This is a genomic window from Halobellus ordinarius (genome assembly GCF_031823395.1).
Lineage (GTDB): Archaea > Halobacteriota > Halobacteria > Halobacteriales > Haloferacaceae > Haloquadratum > Haloquadratum ordinarius.
Genome location: NZ_JAVQKJ010000017.1, coordinates 79,966 through 100,291 on the forward strand (window position 1 = coordinate 79,966; position 20,326 = coordinate 100,291).

Consider the following 20,326-nt stretch of genomic DNA (forward strand, 5'->3'; position numbering starts at 1 on the left):
CAAATTTACGTCCAAGTGGTGTAATACGGTGCAATGGCAGACGGCAAATACGCGGATGACCGCTGGGAGGGCGACGTCAACGAGGCCGCCGTCGAGGACTGGAAGGCCGACACGACGACCTTCGAGCGCGTCCGGCAGATCATCGACGTCACGACCGAGCCACAGAGCGCGGGCGAGATCGCCGATCGCGCTCGCGTGAGCGATCCGACCGCGCGGAAGCACCTCGCCGCACTCGCGGAGACCGGCCGCGTGAAGACGATCACGACGGACGCCGGCACGCGGTATATGCGTGCCCCGCAGATGCTGGCGATGCGCCGGATCGCCGACATCCACCGCGAACACACGAAAGACGAGATCCGCCAGGCGATCCAGGATCTCAAAGAGGAGCGCCGAGAGTTCCAAGAGCAGTACGACGTCGTCGACGTCGACGAACTCACGCTCGAATTAGAACCCGGCGACGACGGCTGGCAGGATCTCACGCGCTGGCAGCAGATCGAGCAGAACCTGGAGATCGCTCAGGCGGCGCTCACGCTCTACGATTTCGACCCCGACGACAGCCGCTCGGCCGCGGCTCGCGCGTCCGATGGCACCGTCGCACGGGAGCGAGGGACACTCGGCGACGACACGGGCGGAACGGCATAGATGGCGCCGCAAACGGATATCGAGGGGAACGTCGGCCCGATCGACGACGTCGCACTCGACCGGATCCGAACGGTGTTCACGCGTCTCGACGGCCTCGTGGAGACGGCGGGGTTCGACAGTCGTCTGGATCCGACGAAGCTCGAAGTACAGTTCTCCGACGGCATCGCCGATGCGTCCTGGTGTCGGTTCGACGTCCGATGGTTCCAGAAGGGATACTACAGCTTCCATCACGTCGACGAGCAGGACGTCAATTTCCGGTACGACTACCATCCGAAGCCGGACGCACCGGTGAAACACTTCCACCGACCGCCGGAAGCGCGCTCCGACGACGTTGAGGAGTCCTGCGTCACCGCTACTGGTCCGATGATCGTTGCGCGAGCAGTCCACAGTCTCTGGCGGCGGGCGTACGAAACGGATTCAATAGCGCATCTTAACGAAGCCGCGAATCCACCATAGTGAGGACCCGTCCACCTCTCAGCGGCGTTCGGAGAGATCTTCGTCATCAGGTGTTCCCGCGTTCTGTTTTCGACACGCCGCTACAGTTGGACGGACACGTATGACGAATCGCGCGTCGATCCGTGCTGCTCGATGAGTCCGTAGCGTTCCAGCAAGTTCAGGTACCGCCGTCGCTATCGTCGGCGAGAGACTACTAATACTGGTCTCGCGGTGCTTGATCACACGCGAGCCAGTGCGCTCCGAGCAACTCCGATTCGATCTGACTAAGTTAGAACTTCCTGCACTCGGGGAGTGAGACATACGAGAGCCGCAGGCTTCCGTCACGCTCCCGGCGGTGCGAACCGACGCGGTTCCTCAGATTAACCGACTCTCCAACGTATTCGAGCGGCGGCTCCGGATCCGGCATCGGTGATATTCGCCGCGCCGCCGACGATCGCTAAGAGGAGCGCTCCGAGGCCATCGATGAACGAGGTCGCCGGGATGATGAACACGTCGAAGAGCGTCCCAATGAGCTCGCTCGTCTTAGCGAAAAACTGCAGGACCGGGTAGATGAACGCCGCGAAGAGCACGCGGCTCACGTTCGACGATGCGATCTCCTGCAGATCTGATATCGGCGGGCCTGGGACTTCTACCATACTATACCACCTCAGAACAATCCTCGGATGCGAGCCCAAACGGCTCCGAGCGCGGCGACGATGACGCCGATCACCGGGATGTTACTCAGTGGGCCACCGCCACTGTCGTCGATCGGACCACCCACGACGCCGGAGGATTCGATAGCGTCTCGCTCGTCTCCGGTGACGAGATAGTTCGCGTTGAAGGCGATTGTTTGACCGGGCTGGATCGTCGAGTCGATAGTGACCTCTTCGCCCTCGTTGTCGAACTGCGAGGTGACCTCCGACCAGGAGGTGATATCATCAAAGTCAGTGTCTCCCGTCCCTTCGGCATTCTGGACGGTGAGGTACCGGTTACTCGGTACCGCGACCTCGGCGCGGAGCTCCGCGTTGGCGTAGCTCCGGTCATACGCACTCCGGAGCTTGAGCCGGTAGTAGAGGTCGGCTCGGTCGCTAAATCTCGGGTAGCCGTCGGCCGACGAGAAGCTGGCCTCGGCGTCCTCGCTCTTCCGATACTTGTAGCACTCGACGCCCTCGGCGGTGGTCTCTCCACCGCACTCCGGACACTCTGGATAGTCGTCGACATCGTCGACAAGCTCCTCGGCGCGATCCACAAGCGAACACTGCTTACACTTCCGCCGAGGAGTCGGAGCGCTGCAGGAGACACACCCGGTCATCGATCTCCCTCCTGTTCAATGCGCTCGATGAGCCACGTCGTCGAGTTTCCGTTGTGAGCCCACTTTGAAGCCTGGAGACCGACGCTTTCAGCAGCAATTTCGAGGGTTCGACCGACTCGCTTCGCGTTCGTATCGAGGTGTTCACTCAGATCGCTACTGTGTAGATAGAGGTGCGAATCGTCCCCGAGTCTATCGAGTAGCAACGAGGCGATATCTTCCTGCAGTTCGTCGGGAATATAGACTGCGTCTTTCGTCGAATTCACGCAGACCACCCCCGTTCAACTATACTAACCGGCAGACAGCGAACGGAGGCGGCTTGCCTCCAATTCAACTCCCCATTTTCGTGCCGATTTCGAAACCCCAATTCTGACGTTTTGGGTGTCCCAGAAGCCGTATATCGGTATCTAGGAGTATGCCACAGTTCGGCCAAAAATCGAGTCCGCCCTCCCCGAATTGAACGGGGGACAAGCCGATCTACAGTCGGCTGCTCTACCAGGCTGAGCTAAGGGCGGGCACCTCAACGTAGCACGGCTGTCAGACTTAAGGGTTACTCATCGGGTCTGTCGATTATCGGCGACGACTCTGCTTTGGAAGGAGTTTACTCCGATTCCGTCTCGCGTTCTGTGCCCTGTCCGAGGCTTCGTTCCGATTCAGTCACCCGCACTCCTTTCTCGGCCAGATGACGCATCTGTCGCTGGGCGAAGTCCTCCTCGGACGTGCCGCGGGTGGCGAGCACGTACACCATCGATCCACCCGCGGGCCGCATCGTCCGCCCGGCGCGCTGTGCTCCTTGGCGGCGCGAGCCGCCGAGCCCGGAGGCGACGATCGCCAACTCCGCGTTCGGGAGGTCGATTCCCTCGTCGCCGACGCGTGAGATAACCAGGGTCCGAAGGTCGCCCTCGCGGAACGACTCGAACACTCTTTCCCGTCGGTAGTGAGGCATCTCGCCGCTGACGAAGGGAACGTCGAGCGCGTCCGCCAGCGTCTCGCCCTGATCGAGCCAGTCGACGAAGACGAGCGCTTTCGCATCGGGGTGTGCCTCCAGCAATCGACGGGTTTCGGCGACTTTCTGGGGATTTTCGGCGGCGATCCGGTGTCTGCCGCGTCCGTCGGCGCTCGCATATTCGTTGCGCGCAGTGTCGTCGGCCCACGGGACGTACTGGATCCGGACCTCCGGCTCTTGCACGTAGCCCGCCTCGAAGAGCTTCGACCAGTCGGTCCCGATCGGTGGCCCGATGAGCGTGAAGATCTCCTTTTCCTTGTCGTCCTCTCGGACGGGAGTCGCGGAGAGCCCGAGTCGGTGTTTCGTCTGCAGATCCGCGCTTCGGCGGTAGATCTTCGCGGGGATGTGGTGGACTTCGTCGTAGACGACGAGCCCCCACGCTCGGGAGTCGAACAAGGAGCGATGCCGGTCCATTCCGGCGGTCTGGTAGGTCGCGATCGTGACTGGGCGGATTTCCTTTTGTCCGCCGTGATACTCGCCGATCTGCTCGTCGGAGAGTGTCGTGTGCCGGCGGAGTTCCGCACGCCACTGCGACGCGAGTTCACGGGATGGCACGAGGATCAGCGTCTCGCCACCGACTTCGGCGAGGGTGGCGATCGCCGTCACGGTCTTGCCGGCGCCGGAGGGGCCGACGAGCACACCGGACTTCTGTTCTAGGAAGCGGTCGACCCAGTCGCGCTGATAGTCCCGGAGGTCGACAGTCAGGTCCGTCTCGAGTGGGTCACCAGGATCGAGTTCACGGTCGTCCTCGACTGGATAGCCCGCCTCGTAGAGCACGCGCTTGATCTCCGCTTCGGTACCCTCACGCACCCAACTCTCCGTATCGGAGATTGGTGCGACCAACTGTTCGTCGTCGAGTTTCTGTCTGGCGACGTTCCCCATCAGGCTCTCGGAGGCGGCTTCGAGGATCACGTAGCCGTCCTCGTGGGTGAAGAGCCTGAATCGGTTCGCCCGCTTCCACTGCGTTTCGATCCACTCTTCGAACTGCGGCGAGCGGCGAGGGAGTACCGACCGGATCACGCCGAGAAGGTCGTCGACATCGTCGAATGGTGCCTGCCAGATGTCTTCCTGTCTCACCGTGTAGAGGTAGCCGCGAGAGTCGGTGTTTCCCTCGGCGGCGGTCCGCTCGCGCTCGCCCGTCGAATCGAGGAGGTGGGCGAATTGCGAGAGTTGAGCGCGCGTGTACTGCGTCGGCTGGTCGACGACGATCTCTCTGCGCTCGGGGAACAGGACGACACGCTCCCTGTCGGCGAGTTGCTGCCACTCGGTCGGAAAGTACACGACTGGGTCAGGTTCGACGTCGACCCGCTGGACACTCCCCGCATCCGTCAATGCATCGAGATCGGCGGCGGCCGCGGCCTGCGTCGTGTCGAGTCGTCGGGCGACTTCCGAGGCTGTCACCACGGGGCGGCCCTCTGCCTGCAGCGCGTCACGGAACCGGTCTAGATCGATTGTGGTCGTGTTGCGTTCGTGGGCTGGTCCCTTGCCGCGCTCTGGACCGGTGTCCTGATCTGCAGTAGCAGCCGGGTAATCATCCGGGCTGGCGTCGGTAACTTTGGTGTTCGAGTCAGGATCAGCGCCGTCATCCGAGTCAGGATCAGCGCCGTCATCCGAGTCAGGATCAGCGCCGTCATCTGAGTCCGCACCAGCGTCGTCATCCGTAGCGGAGACCGGGAGGTCGGCACCGTCGTCTGTAGTTCCGTCGGGGCGATCCCCCGTCTCCTCTGTCATTACACGGAGGAAGGGCCCCGATCGGGAAACGGTTTGCGACTACATTTTTTCAGATTCGGACGCACACCAGGTTTCCGGTGAAGCGGTTGCAAACGGGGTCCCTCTGTAGTGAAGCGAGGCACACCGTGTTTCCGGTGAAACAATCCGATTATCGATCTGACCGACTAAGTGATTCCCGTAAGACGCCATCTGATGATATCTCCCCGACGAATAGGTCGGGCCTCAGCGTTTACACACCGCGTTTCCGGTGAAATACCTCATCTTAGTCCCAATTTGGAGTTGCCTTCGCGGCCGATCTATAGTAGCGTTTGCAAGTCGTCGCTCACACGATCGCTCGACAGCGTACGGTTGGATCAGTAATCAGTTGCAAACGCTACAATAAAGTTCCCTTCACGGCGGTATTCTGACCTTCAAATAGCAACATATTTATTCTATAGTTTTGTATAGGCCATTAAGAGAGTTCTCAAAGACTGTGTAATTGGTTCTTCGCGGCGCAGTCGAAACATTCCAAATCCCTTGGACTCGGTATGACACCGTTTTCGGCGCCGGTATGACGCCGTTTTCGGCGCTCAGATCTCCGCCCCCAGGCCTTCATTGAAGCACGCGTTCGTTCACACACCGGGTTTCCGGTGAATAGAAACCTCCGCTTCATCTCCGCTTACTCCTCCTCTCTCCCTGTTCACCGGAAACACGGTGTGTGTGTGTCGACGGTGTGATTTCCGTCCGCCAACCGGACCACATTCGCCCGATCCCCTCTCGGAATGACAACGTATTTCACCGGAAACCCGGTGTCCTGCAGTATGTCGAACACGAGCGACGATCTCTTCACGCGGGAGGATCCCATCTTCGCCAACAAGGAACTCCTCGAAATCAACCATCTCCCCGGGGAGAGACGCATCGTCGGCCGCGACGACGAAATCGCCGACCTCGCCGCGGCAGTAAACCCCGCGATATTCGGACAGAGCCCGAGTAACGTCCTCATCTACGGGAAGACGGGAACGGGCAAGTCCCTCTGTGCGAAGTACGTCTCTCAGCGGCTGGTCGAGACGGCCCGCGAAGAGGACGTCAAGGCCACCTTCGCCTACGTCGACTGCGCGCAGGACACCACCGAGACGCAGGCGGTCCAGACCATCGCCGACAGCGTTAACGAGCCCGATGTCACCGAGATCAAGGTCCCCGACAAGGGACTCAGCACCTCGACGTACTACAAGCGGCTCTGGCGGATCCTCGATGCGCAGTACGACGTCGTCCTCATCCTCCTCGACGAGATCGACAAACTCTCCGACGACGACATCCTGATGCAACTGTCACGGGCGGGCGAGGCCGGGAAGATCGACGACTGCAAACTCGGGGTGCTCGGGATCAGCAACAAGATCCAGTACAAAGATCGGATGGACGAACGGGTCAAATCCAGCCTCTGTGAACGGGAGTTCGTCTTCCCGCCGTACGACGCGAACCAACTCAGGAACATTATGGAGGCCCGGTCGGACGCCTTCCGCGACGGCATCCTCGAACCCTCGACAATTCCACGGGCGGCGGCACTCGCCGCGCGGGAGCACGGGGACGCCCGGAAAGCGATCGACATCCTCCGGTACGCCGGCGAGATCGCCCAATCCGAGGGCGCCCGAACCGTCCGCGAGGAGTTCGTCACTCAGGCTCGCGAGCGCGCGGAGACCGACCGCTTCCGGGAACTGATTCGCGGGTCGACGCCGCACTCCCGATATGTGCTCCAAGCGCTCGCGATTCTCTCCCTCTCGAGTGACCGACAGGAGGGATTCCGGACGAGTCGGGTCTACGAGGTCTACGAGAACATCTGCGAGGGCCAGGGCTCGGATACGCTCTCGTTGCGTCGGGTCCGAGACCTCCTGAAAGAACACGCCTTCCTGGATATCATCGAACAGTCGAAACACAGCGGCGGGAGCGCCGAAGGGAGTTACACCAAACACCAGCTGCTCGAAGATCCGGGCGTCGTCAAGGAAGTCCTGACCGAAGACGTGGGGTAGGTAGCGTCGGAAGGACTCCCAGGAGTTGCACAAAAGCCGGCTGAACCGCGGTCCGGGACCGCGAGTCCGACCGGCAGCGAGTGCGTTTGGGTGGAAGGCTTCGCATTCAGCGGGAACTGTGAGTGAACGACGATCTACCGCTCCTGCAGTACTTCGTCGATATCCGCCAACGATTCCAGGACGTAATCCGGCGAGATCTCCGATTCCTGGAGGATTTCTCGGTCTGTCACGCCCGACAACACGAGCACCGTCGTCATCCCGGCGCGTTTTCCCATCTTGATGTCGGTCTCGATCCGGTCGCCGATCATCAGACACGACTCCGGTTCCACACCGACCTTATCGAGCGCGGTTTCGACCATCGTCGGCGACGGTTTCCCGAGGATCTCGTCGACGGTCTGGCCAGTCACGCCCTCGATGGCGCCGATCATCCCCGCGGCGTCCGGAATCGCCCCACCCTCGATCGGGCAGGTCCGATCCGGGTTGGTCGCGACGAACGGCGCCCCACCATCCAGCGTCTCCAATGCGAGTTCCAGGGCCTCGTAGTCGAACTGTCGATCCATCGACGCCACGACGAGATCGCCGGGGCGCTCGGTCGTCGTAGACAGTCCGGCGTCGTGGAACTCCTCGAGCAACGGCGTCTCGCCGACGACGAACGCCTCTGCGGTCGGATGGTTCTTCTTGAGGTACTGGGCTGTCACCCACCCCGAGTTGATGACGTCGCTTTCGGCTGTCTCGATGCCGAGTCCCGTCAGTTTCTCGCTGTAGTCCCGACGGCGGGCGATCGCCTTGTTGGTGAGGAACAGCACCTCTGCTCCGCGGTCCCGGAGCCGCTGAACGCTCTCGTCGGCACCGGGGACGAGTCCATCGCCGAGATAGACCGTCCCGTCGAGATCCAAGATCGCCGCTTCGTAGGCCCCGTTCATCCCTCACACCGGATCGGACGTGTTTCCGATCCCGATTGTACGCGGTGACTCATTCCGGGTCCATTCCGCTCGTTTCCCCGCCCGCGAGGCTCAGATGCCGCTCCAGTTACCGATACTGTGCAACCGTTCAGTAAACGAGCAGTGCGTTCTATCATTTATCTCTCAGGCCCTATCTCTCGGCGTCGACGTACGGGTTGGGTGCGACGGTGGCTGTGATCTCTGTCTGTGCGTGCGATTCGACCTTCGGGTTGGGGGAGTCGCCGCCCTTTTCGCCCCAGACGAGCGTCACCTCCGTGCCGGGTTCGCTGTACTCCTGATCGACGAGCGCCAGGGACAGCACCGACCGCTCGTTGTAGGTGTAGCCGAAGTACTTCGCCAGCCCGACGGTCTCGTCGCCGTCGAGCACCTCGTCGTAGTGGAAGACCGCCCAGTACGGCATCGAGAGATCGAAGTACTTGTACGTCTCTCCCTCGCTCAGGAGCGATCTGAACAGGTCGAGCACGTCCTCGTCGTCCCACACGAGCGTCACTTTCTCCCGCTGTGGCTCCTCGACCATCGTCTCCACCGCCTCCTTGCCGACGAAGTCGTGATCGAAGTCGATGAAGCGCTCGTAGCCGAGTTCGATCGGATTCAGGTAGTAATCGGAGATGTCCTCGGAGTAGAAACTCCCGCCGAGCGTGCTGATCGCCTCGTAGGTGTCGGCGTCAAGCCACTCGCGGTAGTCTGCCATCTCGTCACCGTAGACTGCGGGCAGTGGCCGGGCGATCCACCCTTTTTCCTGTCCCTGCGCCTTGTAACTCTTCTCGCCGAGCTGTCTGAGGCCGTGGGGTTCGCCCGCTTCCACGAGTGCATTGCGGACTGCCTCGCCCTCCTCCCAGGGGCCCCAGATCTCGAAGCCGGCGTTCGAGGCCATCGAATGTTTCAGCGCCCGTACTTCCACGCCGGCGATGGTTACCTCGTCGAAGTTGAAGAACGGAATTTCCGGCAGCGGCCCCTCGACGGCGGCTTTCATCACGTCGAGCGCGTTCGGTCCCTGCAGCTGGTACCGGAACGTCCGGTGGGGTTCGTCCTTGTCGTGATACCGCTCGTCGGCCGTCGATGTCGCGTCGTAGTCGGCGGTTTCGAGGTTGTACTCGACCCAGTTCGGCGTCACCGGCGTCCCGGTCAGTTTCAGTTGGTTTTCGTCCAGGAAAAACAGGATCCCGTCGCCGATCAGGTAGCCGTTCGGATTGCAGGCGACGAACTGCTTGGCCTGTCCCGGTTCGAAATTCGTGAAGTCGTTGACGCCCAGATCCGCGAAGACGTCGAGCGCCTCGGGGCCCTCCACGTAGAGATCCTTCTGGTGATGAGAGAGATCCGAGAGGCTGCAGCTCTCCCGCCAACTGCGGACCTCTTCGATCCAGTTCGTGTGCTCTTCGGGGACCGGGTAGGGGTGGCGGCCACGATTCTTCCGCAGAAACTCCGTGGGGCTCTCCGCTGACCCGAGCGCGTCGTCGAAGGTTCGATCAGTCATGGTTCCCGTAGACCTTCTCGGGTATCTGCCTTAAAAATTACTTCCAATCCCGGGAGTGCAAGTAAACAATCGGGACAGGTGCCCCGACCGCGGCCGAAACGATCCGCAGTGGGACACCGACCGCGGCCGAAACGATCCGCAGTGGGACACCGACCGCGGCCGAAACGATCCGCAGTGGGACACCGACCGCGTTCGGACCCAGTCCGCGAAGCGACGTCGGTGTCCGCCGCCCACCGACGTGATCTGTCCAGATGCTCCGGGCCCGAATTACCTGGTCGACTCGATCACGTGCACCGTATCCGGATCGATGTCCACAGACAGTGTGTCTCCGGTCGAGACGTCCGTGAGCGATCGGTCCAGGCTGAGAATCACCTCCTGTCCGTCCGGGAGAATCCCCCTCGCCTGGATGTGTTCTCCTTGATAGAAGAGGTTCGTCACCTCGACGTCGATCGGCCCCTCGCCGACCACGATGTCGTCAGGGCGGACGAGCATCGTCACCTCCCCGTCGGCACCGGTGCCCGGGTGGGCGTCGATCTCAGCGAACCCGAGGGAGACACGGTCGCCGTGGATCGTCGCCTTCAGGAGGTTCGCGGTTCCGATGAACCCGGCGACGAACTCGTTTGCCGGCTCCTCGTAGATCTCCGCGGGCGTCCCGATCTGTTCCAGGTGGCCGTCGTTCATTACGGCGATGCGGTCGCACATCGACATCGCCTGTTCTTGGTCGTGCGTGACGTACAGCGTGGTCACGCCGAGGTCGTCCAGCAGTTCCCCGAGTTCCTGTCGCAGCGTCTGTTTCAGTTTGGCGTCCAACCCCGTCATCGGCTCGTCGAGCAGCAGGATATGGGGTTCGATCGCGAGCGCCCGGGCGAGGCCGACGCGCTGCTGTTGCCCGCCGGAGAGCGTCTGTGGGCTGCGTTCTGCCAGTTCCTCGATGTCGAGGAGTTCAAGCAGTTCGTACGCCCGTTCCTTCCGCTCTTCTTTGCCGACCCCGTGCATCTTCGGCCCGAAGGTGATGTTCTTCAGCACGCTCATATTGTTGAAGAGCGCGTACGACTGGAACACTAGGCCGACATTTCTGTTCTCCGGGGGGACGTGCGTGACATCCTCGCCCGCGTACCGGATCGTCCCGCCGGTAGCCGTCTCGAACCCGGCGACCAGCCGCAACGCCGTCGTCTTGCCGCATCCGGACGGGCCAACGATACCCATCACTTCCCCGTCGGCGATGTTGATCGAGACATCGTCGACGGCAACTGTCGAATCGAATCGTTTCGTGACGTTTTCTAGTGCAACCTCTGACATAGTTCAGATCCTCCGGAACGAACCCCTGTTACCGATGATTTGCAGTGAGATCGTGACCAGCGCGATCAGCAGGAAGAATATCGAGACTGCCGCGGCCGCATTCAGGAACGACGCGTTCGTGATGTTGTTGTACAGGAAGATCGCCAGCGGGGGCGTCCCGCGCGAGTAGACGATATACGAGAAGTTGAATTCGGCGGCTGCGAGTGTCCACGAGATAATGGAACCGGCGATGATTCCCGTCTTTGCGTTCGGGACAATCACTGTGAGGAACGTTCGCGGCCAGGACGCCCCGAGCGACCGAGCGCTCTCCTCGAGTTGCCGGAGATCCATCGACTGGAAACTCGACTGGACTGCCATCACCATATACGGTGCTTTCAGCAGCGAATACCCGATTATCAGGGCAATTCCGGACGTGGACAGGTCGGGATAGGTCCGGAGGAACGCGATGCCCAGGATGATCCCGGGTGCGAGCGGGAGGATGGCGAACACGTTGACCCAGTCTCGCCCCCAGAACTCGTAGCGGGCGATGGCGTATGCAATCGGGACGCCGACGATGAGGTTGATGATCACCCCACCGAGGGCCAGTCCGGTACTGTACGCCAGCGACGAGCCAACCGCGACGTCGGCACCGATGTCCGTTCCGTAAATGACGTCACTCCAGTGGTCGAAGGTGACGAACCCGGTGGGGAAGACCGCCGACCAGTCAGACGCGAACGAACTGAGGAACGTCATCACGACGGGGAAGGCGAGGAACACCAACGTCAGAACCAACACGAGCTTGACAAACGAACGGCCGTACCTCGCCGAAACGCTGCCCTCAGAGAAGCGACCCACCATCAGATACTCACCTCGGCTGTGGTGTATTTGAGTATCAGTACTGTGAAGCCGAACACGAACGCGAACCAGAGCGTCGCCATCGCGGACGCCTGCGCGATGTTGAACCCTTGGGTCAGTTCACGGTCGATCTGGAGGGTCCACACGAGCAGTCCCTTCAGGATCAGCACCGTGCCGAAGATGGCCAGGCCAGTCCGAAACACCAGGACGGCCGCGCCGATCAGGCCCGGTTTTATCTGCGGCAGTGTGACGTACCGGAACGTCTCTAATGGTGTCGCACCCAGAACCCGGGCTGCCTCCTCGGCGTCCGTGTTGACCTCGGCGTAGGTTCCACGGAGCAACAGCAATGCTCGTGGAATCATCGAGTAAATGTACGCGAAGAACAGTCCCAACACACCGGTCGAAAACGCGACATCGATACGCGATTGCCCGGACAGGAACGCGATGACGTTGGTGAACACTCCCGTGTTACCGAACAGGATGATGATCATAAACGCCGCCACGATCCCGGGTAGACTGTTCGGGAAGGACAGCACAGTCAGTATCGCCGGTTTCGCGGGCAACCGGTACTTTTCGAGCGCGTGGGCGACTGGGACAGCCACACAGATCGAAGCGACCGTCGTCGCCGCCGCGAACCAGAGCGTGTTGAACGCGATATTCCGGTAGTACGGATCTGCCACCAGTGTCTGATAAAATTCGGTGGTGAATCCCTTCGTCACTAACCGGCTTTCCGAAAAGCTGATACGGAACATTTCAGCCAACGGAAACACCCCCGAAATCAGGAGGAGGATACTGAACGGTAAACACAGAGTGATGACTCGACGTATCTCACGCTGTCGTTCCGTCGTCGGCGACACTACCGACTCGACAGCATTGCGAACGGCGTTCGAGACGCGCGTGCTCGTCGATAGTTGATCGGTTGCCATTCCTCAGAGTTCCGCTCCTCGCGTGATGTCCTGAATAATATCCGATTGTTTGTCTATCAGCTCCGCTTGATCGACGATGAACTGGGTGTCCTCGTAGCGGCTCTGCGCTGGGAACTCGTCGGGCATCTCCATCTCGGGTGCGCGGATCGGTCGGGCATACGCGTCCAGGAAGTGCTGCTGTCCTTCGAGGGAGAGCACGTAATCCATAAACAGTTTGACCGCCTCGGGGTTCGGTGCGTCCGCCAGCATCGCGTACCCGTACAGCGCGTTGTACGCACCTGCATCGCCGTCCGGCCCCTCGAGTAGCGCCACGCCGACGTTCTCTTCGGGGACGTCCTCGTTGTTGTACTTCAGGTCCAGTCCGGAGTAATCGTACCTGATGAACGAGCTGTACTCCCCGCTCGTGAACTGCGCGAGGAAGTTGTCGGTGAACTCAGCTCCACCCTCTTGGATCTCGTTGTAGTAGTCGATCACGGGCTGGACGTCGTCGAGACTCCCGCCGTAGGCGTTGTTGATCGACAGCGCGGCTGCGAGACCGACAGCAGCCTGTGGCGTCTGGAGGGCGAGGTCCTGCATCACGTCGGGATGCTTCAGGTCGTCCCACGTTTCAGGTTCGTCCAGTCCCCGCTCCTCGAAGATATCTTTGCGGTACGTGACCGCGGTCGTCACCTTCCGCGTTCCGGTACAGTGACCGTTTTCGGTCTTCGCGTCTTCGGGGACCTTGTCCCAGTTCGCTGGTTTGTACGCTGTGGTGAGCCCGTCCCGCATTGCCTGGATCGCGAACGTGTATCCGCCGTTAAACGCCGAGTGAGTCGGGTTCTGCGAGTGAGTCCGCGCGTCCTTGAGCGCCTCTCCCGACGACCGGTCGTCGTCGTTGAGTTGGACGCCGTACTGCTCGTTGAACGCCTTCATCACCGACGGCCAGTTCATCCATCCCGACTGGACGGCGTACACGTAGAGCTTCTCGTCGGTCGGGAAGTTGTCCGAACAGACCGTCGTCTGGGAGTCGTCGTAACCGACTTCGTAGGTCTCGCCTGAACAGCCGTCGCCGCCACCGTCTCCATCGCTGTCGCTGTCTCCACCGCTGTCGCCGCCACTGTCTCCATCGCTGTCGCCACCGCCGCCGTCGCCGCCGAGACAGCCCGCAACGCCGCCGCCGAGGATTACACCGCTCGATGCAAGGATTTTGCGCCGTGTGGTCGGATCTTTAATCGGCACTCTTGACACCAACAGTAAACGGATTACTGACAATATATCATAAATCTTTGGCCGTAACGTCGCCTCGTTCTCCGCAGATTCGACCGACGGAGGCGGGATAACCCGAGAATCACTCGCTCCCGGCTAATTCAGACAGCGGTTCATCACCTGAGTGACCCGCGTACGCCTCTGGTCTCGGCTATACCGACCGATTCCCCCGGATTCCGAACAGTTTCGGGCGATGTACGCAATCAAAGTCGGTATATAGTCTATTTATATGTACCCAACCGTCAATAAACAATCGCCGGAACGAGGGGTAATCAGATTTCCGCCTGTGACCGACTATCGGATTTTCACCCCCGACTGACCATCGAGTTTCTGCCTCCGACTGACCATCGAGTTTCTACCTCCGACTGACCATCGAGTTTCTGCCTCCGACCGACCATCGAGTTTCTGCCTACGACCGACCATCGGGTTCGCTCTGGTGCCGGGCGAGCGTTTCGACAGTGTCTCGCCACCCGTGATATGCCTCGTCGACGGCATCGGCATCTCCTGTCGGCGAAAACGTCCTGCTCGCCGACCGCGGCGGGGCGATTTCGTCGATCGAGTCCCACACGCCCGTCGCCAGGCCAGCCGCCAGGCCGACACCCAGGGCGGCGGTTCCAGTCACGTTCGATCTGACTAGGGGCCGGTCGATGAGGTCCGCCTGCAGCTGCGCGAAGTTGTCGTCTTGGATCGCGCCGCCGTCGACGAGCAGGCGGCTGTGCTCGCTGTCGCTCGCCCGTTCAGCCGCTTCGATCACCGCCCGCGTCCCGAACGCGATCGCCTCGACGGCCGCTCTGAGGATGTCCGCCGCCTCGGTGTTCCGCTGTATCCCGAGGATCCCCGCGTCGAGTTCGGGCACCCAGTCGGGAGCCCCGAGGCCGCCGAACCCGGGGACCAGGGTGACTGCCCCCGGGGACGCTGTCCTGCGAAGCTGATCGAGCCCCGCGGCGTCGTCGAGGAGGCCGACCTCCCGGAGCCACTCCAGGATCGCACCGGTCGCAAAGACTGGGCCCTCCAGCCCGTACTGGGGCTTTTCGCCGGCCTGTTGGAACCAGATCGTTGTCAGTAGCTCCCCGTCGGCGTCGACCGGCTCGGTACCTGTATTCTGGAGGAAGAAATTCCCCGTCCCGTAGGTGACTTTCGCGTCCGCATCGTCGCAAGCGACGCGGCCGAGTAGCGCTGCCTGCTGGTCGCCCATCACGCCCGTCACGGGGACTTCCGCGTTCAGGATCCCCTCCGGATCGGTCCTGCCGAACCCGTCCGGATCGCTGGAGGGGTGGACCGTCGGGAGCGCGGCCGGCGGAACGTCGAACAGTGCGAGCAACTCGTCGTCCCACTCGCAGTCGTAGATGTCGAAGAGCATCGTCTGGGCGGCGTTGGTGACGTCCGTCGCGTGCGTGCCCGTGAGATTGTACAGGAGCCAGGAGTCGAGGGTTCCGAGCAGCACCTCTCCAGCCGCCGCCCGCTCGCGCAGACTGGCAGCGGCCCCAGTACTCTCAGGACCGTGGGTCAGCAACCACTCGACGTTCGGTGCGGCGAAGTACGCGTCCGGGACGAGTCCCGTGCGCTCTCTGATCAGTCGTCGGTCGTCCGTATCCAACTCTGCGACCCGGTCGGTCGTCCGTCGATCCCGCCAGCTGACGGCGTTCGTGACGGGCTCCCCGGACTCGGCCTCCCACAGCAGCACGGTCTGCCGCTGGCTCGAAATGCCGAGCGTGGAGAGCCGCTCGGAGTCGATGTCCGCCTGCACGAGCCCCCGTCGGATCGCGTCGGTCGCACAGCTCCACAGCGTCAGCGGATCGTACTCGACGCGATCGGGCGCCGGCGTCAGCCGCTCGTGCGCCGTGAACGCCTCCGAGATCCGCTCGCCGTCGCTGTCGAACACGACGAACCGGGTTCCGCCCGTGCCACCGTCGAGCGCGCCGATGTAGGGCCCGGGACTCATCGATCTCTCAGCGCCGCGAACAGCCGCGCCGAGAAGTTCGGCGCCACGCCGCTGGGGCGACGACCGTTCGTCGCGCCGCCGACAGCCACCGCCCGCCGTTCGAGCACACCGAACTGGGCGAGTTCGTAGAGCAGGCGCTTCACCGTGCCCTCGGTCAGGTCGGTCCGATCGGCGATCCGCGCGGCCACGGCGTCGATCCGCTCGTCGCCGTCGGGGGAGAGCTCAAGCACCTGTTCGAGGACCTGTTTTTCGTTGTCGGACAGCGCCAGTACCTGGCCCATCGGCACGCCGTCGGTCGGGACTGCCTCGATTCCGGCGTCGATGTGAGCGTCCCGTAGCCGGGTTTCGCCGTCGGCTTCCGCCTCCGTCGCGGCGACGAACAGTGCGGCGAGGGCGTCGTGGGCGTCGCCGTCGGCCCACTCTGCGATCCGCTGTGTGTGGGCGTGATCGAGGGTCTGCGAGAGCCCGCGGGACCCTCTGACGGTGAGGATGTCGACGAGTTCGTACGTGTACGCGGGCACGTGGACCTGCTGTTCCGGGAGCGGCATCGACAGTTCCTCGGGCGGGTCGCGACCGACGCCCAGCCAGGCGAGGTTGTCGAACGGTTCGAAGAACGACCCCAGTTCGGAGACCCCGGTCGTCGTCGCCTCGCCGAGGTGGTCGACGGCGACGAGGACGGTTTCGCTCGCCCCGAGTACGGAGGTAATCCGCTCTTCCAGTGCGTCTGTACTCACGCCGCGCTCCGGGACAGTGTCGACGAGCAGCCCATCCAGGAGTTCGCGGTAGATCCGGAACCGGCTGTTTGCGTACCGCGCGTCGAGATAGACGAACCGGACGTCGGCGCGGCCGCTGCCGCTCCGTGTGGCCGTATAGAACGGCCGTTGCCCGGTCATCTCGGATTCCAGTGCCGAAATCAGCGCTGTAACGATTGCCGACTTGCCCGCTCCGGGGGGGCCCCAGACGTACGTGTTTGGCGGCACTGCCCGGTCGAAAAGCGGGTCGATCGCGTCCAGCATCGCCTCGAAGAGCGTCTCCCGTCCGACCGGTTCGGGGGGATGCACCGCCGGATTCAACGCGTCGCGGTCGACGATGAGATCGTTTTCCTGGCTCCGGCTTCGTCGCCGATCGATCCGTTCCGTGAGGTCCATAGGACTATTTAGATATCTACTCTTTCTATACCAGCCGTAAATTTCTTGTTGCGGTTCTCGCAATAATTGCCGCTCGTTTCGCCGAGATCCGCGCAGTTAATTCTAGCGGATATAGACACCAATGGCCGCACAACGCGCGACAGTTATCGTCCCGTTTGCAACTGATTACTCATCCGATCGCACGCCATCGTGCGATCGTGTGAGAGAAGACTTGCAAACGGGACGATACTTGCACCGAGTGCGAGCGGACGGAAACCTTCGACAGACTCGCGCGGGCGCGGTCGTTTATCGAAACGCACCGCGCGGAGACCGGGCACGAAGCGACGTGGGAACTGCACCGACTCGCTCCGGGTGTCGAGCGCGCCGGCGACGACGCCGGCGTCTGTGGCCGTCCCGGGTGTACGTCCGAAGACTCGCCGCTGTATCTGGACGACGAGACGAGCGTCCGCGACTGACAACGACTGTTGTAACTGTTTCCCGGTGTTCGCACCCGGTACCGACGATCACCGGGAAGAGACTACAACAGCCAGTACGAGAGTACCTCCCTTCTCCCACATCGGTTCGGGGGCCGTCGATCTACCCCGTTTTTCACCGTTCGGTAGCGCGGAGGCCCCGTCCTCAGCGAGCGAAGTGAGCAGGGCGGGGAGGAAGCGCGTTCGCATAGGTTTAACACGCCCCGAGACAGACCCTGTTACACTCCACGGGGATCAAAACGGACCGCGTGGAGGGGCCGCCGTAGACCGGCCCTGAATCCGGGGACAACGAAGCCAGACGAATGGCCGAGAACACCGGAAATTAAAGTCGGGTGAGACGGCTTCGGACTTCGACCACGGGACGAAACACCGCGCAGGAATCCCCTCCGCGTGCTCGTCCTGCCGCCGTGAACCGCGCCACGTCCATATACGGAGGCGGATGGAAACCGTAACCACGGGGAAAGCCCCGCCCTCAACAAGCGAGCCCAACGGCGAGCGAGTAGGGCGGGGTAGTTTACAACTCCTGTCGACTCGCCCGCTCGCGAATCCGTGAGAACGTTCGGTCCGCCCAGGTGACGAACGCGTCGTCGGTGCCGTCGACGCTCGCGACCAAGTTCCCGTCGTCGTCGTACGCACCCAGGTACGCGTGGTCGTCGACGGTCATCAATCCGAACTCCAGCGGTTCCGCGGCGACGTACAGTTCGAGTCCCGGCAGTTCGGCTGCTCGCTCGAAATCCCGCGGATACTCCTCCATCGACGCTTGCAGGACGTTCTCGTCGACGACGAGTTCGACGTGACTCTCGGGGCCGATGGCCCGGTCGGCCGCTCTGTTGAAGATCTGGCTCACGATCGGCGTTATCCCGTAGAACTCATCGACGGGCCTGTCGTCGACGACTGAGAGAAACCGATTCAGCGGCGCGTGGGGGCTTTCGGCGGTCGACTCGGCGTGCGTGAGGCTCGTGAGCGTCTCGTATTCCAGCGCCGAGACGACGTCGACGCCGCGGAGGTTCCGAAGCAGTTTCCGGCACCGGATCGTCGCCTCCGCTCGCGCCTCGAACTCCTCGTATCCCTGCGCGAGCAGTTCACCCGCGGGGGTGAGCCGATACCCTTCGGCCGTCGAGACCTTCTCCGCCCAGCCGCGCTCGACGAACGCGCCGACCGTTCGCTGTGCAGTCTCGCGGGCGCAGCCACACTCGGCGGCGAGTTCACTCGGCCGATAGGTTCCCTCCCGCAACGTCCGGAAGATGTCGACGCGTACCGCCGATCCGACGAGAAACGAGATGTGGTCGCGGGTGTGCGCCGCCTCCGTGGCTGACCCCGCGGCTGACGCGTCGGTCGTTCCTGTCGACGTTTCCTTTTCAGGTCTCATTGGCATCCGATTCGTCTTCGTCTCCTGTTTGTCTTCTCGTGCGATCGTCTGCGTGTGCACACAGGGCGTCAAGCGGGCGATACCGTTACGCGCGTTATAGCTTCCAGCGCCGTCACGCACGCTATCGCATTCCGGTACCGGTACGCACGGTGCTGTACAACGGTCACGCCCTCACGCCCGCCACGTTTGGGCGTCCGTTACGCCGTTACCGTTATCTGGGTCACCGCGCGGTCCGACTACCGACGCGAGCCGATACGATCCGTATTAGCCGAGCAGACCCAGATCGTCGATCCGCTTTACGATCTCTTCGACGGCCGTCTTCGCGTCGTCGGTCCGCTTGCCCCCGGTGATGACGATCTTGCCCGAGCCGAAAAGCAGGATGACGACTTCGGGTTCGTCCATCCGGTAGACGAGGCCCGGGAACTGCTCGGGTTCGTACTCGACGTCTTCGAGTCCCAGCCCGATCGCCAGCGCGTTCAGGTTGAGGTTGTGGCCGAGATCCGCACTGGAGACGATGTTCTGGACCGTGATCTCGGGGTCCTCGTCGACCGGGATGCTCAGGCCCCGGAGCTTCTCGAAGATGATCCCGAGCGCCTCGTGGACGTCGTCGATGCTCTTTGCTCCCGTACAGACGATCTTCCCCGAGCGGAAGATCAGTGCTGCAGCCTTCGGCTCCTGCGTCCGATAGACGAGCCCCGGGAAGTTATCGGGGTTGAAGTCCGCACCGGGCAGGTCCTCTGCGAGCGCTTCGAGGTCAAGCTCCTGTCCGATCCCAGTCGATGCGACAACGTTCTGTATCTCGATTGAATCTGCCGGCGCACTCATGCTCTGTCGGAATATCTTCCCCCTCCCTTATAAAGGCCCCCGTTATAAAGAGTTGGCTCGGTCGCGTATACGCGCCCAGGCGCACGCGAAGAATCATTTTCAACGGAGACGATCTCCCGCATCTCCATCGTAGACAATCCCTCGAACCTTCCTGTACCTCCATCGTAGACAATCCCTCGAACCTTCCTGTACCTCCATCGTAGACAATCCCTCGAACCTTCCTGTACCTCCATCGTAGACAATCCCTCGAACCTTCCTGTACCTCCATCGTAGACGATCTCCTCCCGACAAACTTTCTCGTCGACAGGCCGGTTTGGCCCCCGGTGGGCAAACGGTCACTCGCTTTCGACGACCGTTCGTGTTATTAGACGAACACACATATTCCACACAATTTTTCGAAACTCGTTCGGAACCAACGGGGTTAAGTACAACCCGGGCATCAGACAGTAATGCGAAGAACACGACGCGATTGGGTGCGGTTCAACTCCGCACGCACTCGCCGTCCGGGTCCCCCGCGGCGTCGCCGTGGGCGGGACGGATTCAACGGGTTTATACCCGTACACCGTTTCGATCAATCCGGACACGAGATGAGGATTCCACCCCTGCGGTCCGCCGTACAGATGGGATCTGATGTTAGCCTTGGTGGTTCGGTGACACCTGTCTGGTGGCACTGAACGACCAACGAACGGACCACGCAATGAAG

At 62.0% G+C, this 20,326-nt stretch carries 17 protein-coding genes, 1 tRNA gene and 1 pseudogene; 4 read left to right on the forward strand and 15 right to left on the reverse strand.

All coding sequences use genetic code 11. From position 1 onward, the window contains the following. Positions 1-33 precede the first annotated feature (33 nt). Together RJT48_RS19825 and RJT48_RS19830 are read left to right on the forward strand one after the other, a co-directional pair. Positions 34-642 (forward strand): DUF7342 family protein, encoded by a 609-nt coding sequence (locus RJT48_RS19825; RefSeq protein ID WP_311174091.1) that lies wholly within the window; start codon positions 34-36, stop codon positions 640-642. After that, on the forward strand, positions 643-1,098 hold the full coding sequence (locus RJT48_RS19830; protein WP_311174092.1) for a toxin-antitoxin system TumE family protein: 456 nt from the start codon (positions 643-645) through the stop codon (positions 1,096-1,098). It abuts the gene before it with no gap. A gap of 359 nt (positions 1,099-1,457) precedes the next feature. Here RJT48_RS19830 and RJT48_RS19835 read toward each other — a convergent pair whose 3' ends face one another. The 5 genes from RJT48_RS19835 to RJT48_RS19855 all read right to left on the reverse strand — a co-directional run bounded on the left by RJT48_RS19835 (position 1,458) and on the right by RJT48_RS19855 (position 5,123). Beyond that, entirely contained in the window at positions 1,458-1,733 is a 276-nt protein-coding gene (locus RJT48_RS19835) for a hypothetical protein (protein ID WP_311174093.1), read from the reverse strand. A gap of 11 nt (positions 1,734-1,744) precedes the next feature. Then, complete coding sequence (locus RJT48_RS19840; RefSeq protein ID WP_311174094.1) at positions 1,745-2,389, reverse strand: hypothetical protein; 645 nt, start codon at positions 2,387-2,389, stop codon at positions 1,745-1,747. Further along, positions 2,386-2,652, reverse strand: a complete 267-nt coding sequence (locus tag RJT48_RS19845) for a DUF7123 family protein (protein ID WP_311174095.1) — start codon at positions 2,650-2,652, stop codon at positions 2,386-2,388. The genes RJT48_RS19840 and RJT48_RS19845 overlap by 4 nt, the downstream gene beginning before the upstream one ends. A 175-nt stretch (positions 2,653-2,827) precedes the next feature. Beyond that, a tRNA-Tyr gene (locus tag RJT48_RS19850) sits at positions 2,828-2,901 on the reverse strand. An 86-nt stretch (positions 2,902-2,987) separates the two neighbouring features. Continuing rightward, positions 2,988-5,123 carry a DEAD/DEAH box helicase gene (locus RJT48_RS19855; RefSeq protein WP_311174096.1) on the reverse strand — a complete coding sequence of 712 codons (2,136 nt, stop codon included), beginning with the start codon at positions 5,121-5,123 and terminating at the stop codon, positions 2,988-2,990. A gap of 800 nt (positions 5,124-5,923) precedes the next feature. On the opposite strand from RJT48_RS19855, the gene RJT48_RS19860 reads away from it, so the two are divergent. Then, positions 5,924-7,126, forward strand: coding sequence for a Cdc6/Cdc18 family protein (locus RJT48_RS19860; protein ID WP_311174097.1), 1,203 nt, complete (start codon positions 5,924-5,926; stop codon positions 7,124-7,126). Positions 7,127-7,260: 134 nt separating this feature from the next. Here the strand turns inward: RJT48_RS19860 and RJT48_RS19865 are convergent, their stop codons facing one another. From RJT48_RS19865 to RJT48_RS19900, 8 genes are all read right to left on the reverse strand, one after another. Next, complete coding sequence (locus tag RJT48_RS19865; protein ID WP_311174098.1) at positions 7,261-8,049, reverse strand: HAD-IIA family hydrolase; 789 nt, start codon at positions 8,047-8,049, stop codon at positions 7,261-7,263. Between the two features lie 169 nt (positions 8,050-8,218). After that, positions 8,219-9,562, reverse strand: a complete 1,344-nt coding sequence (locus RJT48_RS19870) for a hypothetical protein (protein ID WP_311174099.1) — start codon at positions 9,560-9,562, stop codon at positions 8,219-8,221. Positions 9,563-9,829: 267 nt separating this feature from the next. Then, positions 9,830-10,861 (reverse strand): ABC transporter ATP-binding protein, encoded by a 1,032-nt coding sequence (locus tag RJT48_RS19875; protein WP_311174100.1) that lies wholly within the window; start codon positions 10,859-10,861, stop codon positions 9,830-9,832. Between the two features lie 3 nt (positions 10,862-10,864). Next, entirely contained in the window at positions 10,865-11,698 is an 834-nt protein-coding gene (locus RJT48_RS19880; RefSeq protein ID WP_311174101.1) for an ABC transporter permease, read from the reverse strand. After that, positions 11,698-12,621 carry an ABC transporter permease gene (locus RJT48_RS19885; protein ID WP_425604742.1) on the reverse strand — a complete coding sequence of 308 codons (924 nt, stop codon included), beginning with the start codon at positions 12,619-12,621 and terminating at the stop codon, positions 11,698-11,700. The genes RJT48_RS19880 and RJT48_RS19885 overlap by 1 nt, the downstream gene beginning before the upstream one ends. Before the next feature lie 3 nt (positions 12,622-12,624). Continuing rightward, complete coding sequence (locus RJT48_RS19890) at positions 12,625-13,833, reverse strand: extracellular solute-binding protein (protein ID WP_425604747.1); 1,209 nt, start codon at positions 13,831-13,833, stop codon at positions 12,625-12,627. Positions 13,834-14,275: 442 nt separating this feature from the next. Next, positions 14,276-15,808: an FGGY family carbohydrate kinase gene (locus tag RJT48_RS19895; protein ID WP_311174104.1), complete on the reverse strand. Its 1,533-nt coding sequence runs from the start codon at positions 15,806-15,808 to the stop codon at positions 14,276-14,278. Further along, the gene (locus RJT48_RS19900) at positions 15,805-16,956 is read right to left on the reverse strand and encodes a Cdc6/Cdc18 family protein (RefSeq protein ID WP_311174105.1); all 1,152 of its coding nucleotides are present in this window, start codon (positions 16,954-16,956) and stop codon (positions 15,805-15,807) included. Before RJT48_RS19900 ends, RJT48_RS19895 begins: the two co-directional genes overlap by 4 nt. Positions 16,957-17,195: 239 nt before the next feature. On the opposite strand from RJT48_RS19900, the pseudogene RJT48_RS20865 reads away from it, so the two are divergent. Then, positions 17,196-17,411 (forward strand): annotated as a pseudogene (locus tag RJT48_RS20865) (DUF7542 family protein); the annotation flags it as partial. Positions 17,412-17,943: 532 nt separating this feature from the next. Here RJT48_RS20865 and RJT48_RS19905 read toward each other — a convergent pair. Next, positions 17,944-18,804 carry a helix-turn-helix transcriptional regulator gene (locus tag RJT48_RS19905; protein ID WP_311174106.1) on the reverse strand — a complete coding sequence of 287 codons (861 nt, stop codon included), beginning with the start codon at positions 18,802-18,804 and terminating at the stop codon, positions 17,944-17,946. A 258-nt stretch (positions 18,805-19,062) separates the two neighbouring features. Further along, on the reverse strand, positions 19,063-19,623 hold the full coding sequence (locus RJT48_RS19910; RefSeq protein WP_089769931.1) for a TATA-box-binding protein: 561 nt from the start codon (positions 19,621-19,623) through the stop codon (positions 19,063-19,065). Between the last annotated feature and the right edge of the window lie 703 nt (positions 19,624-20,326).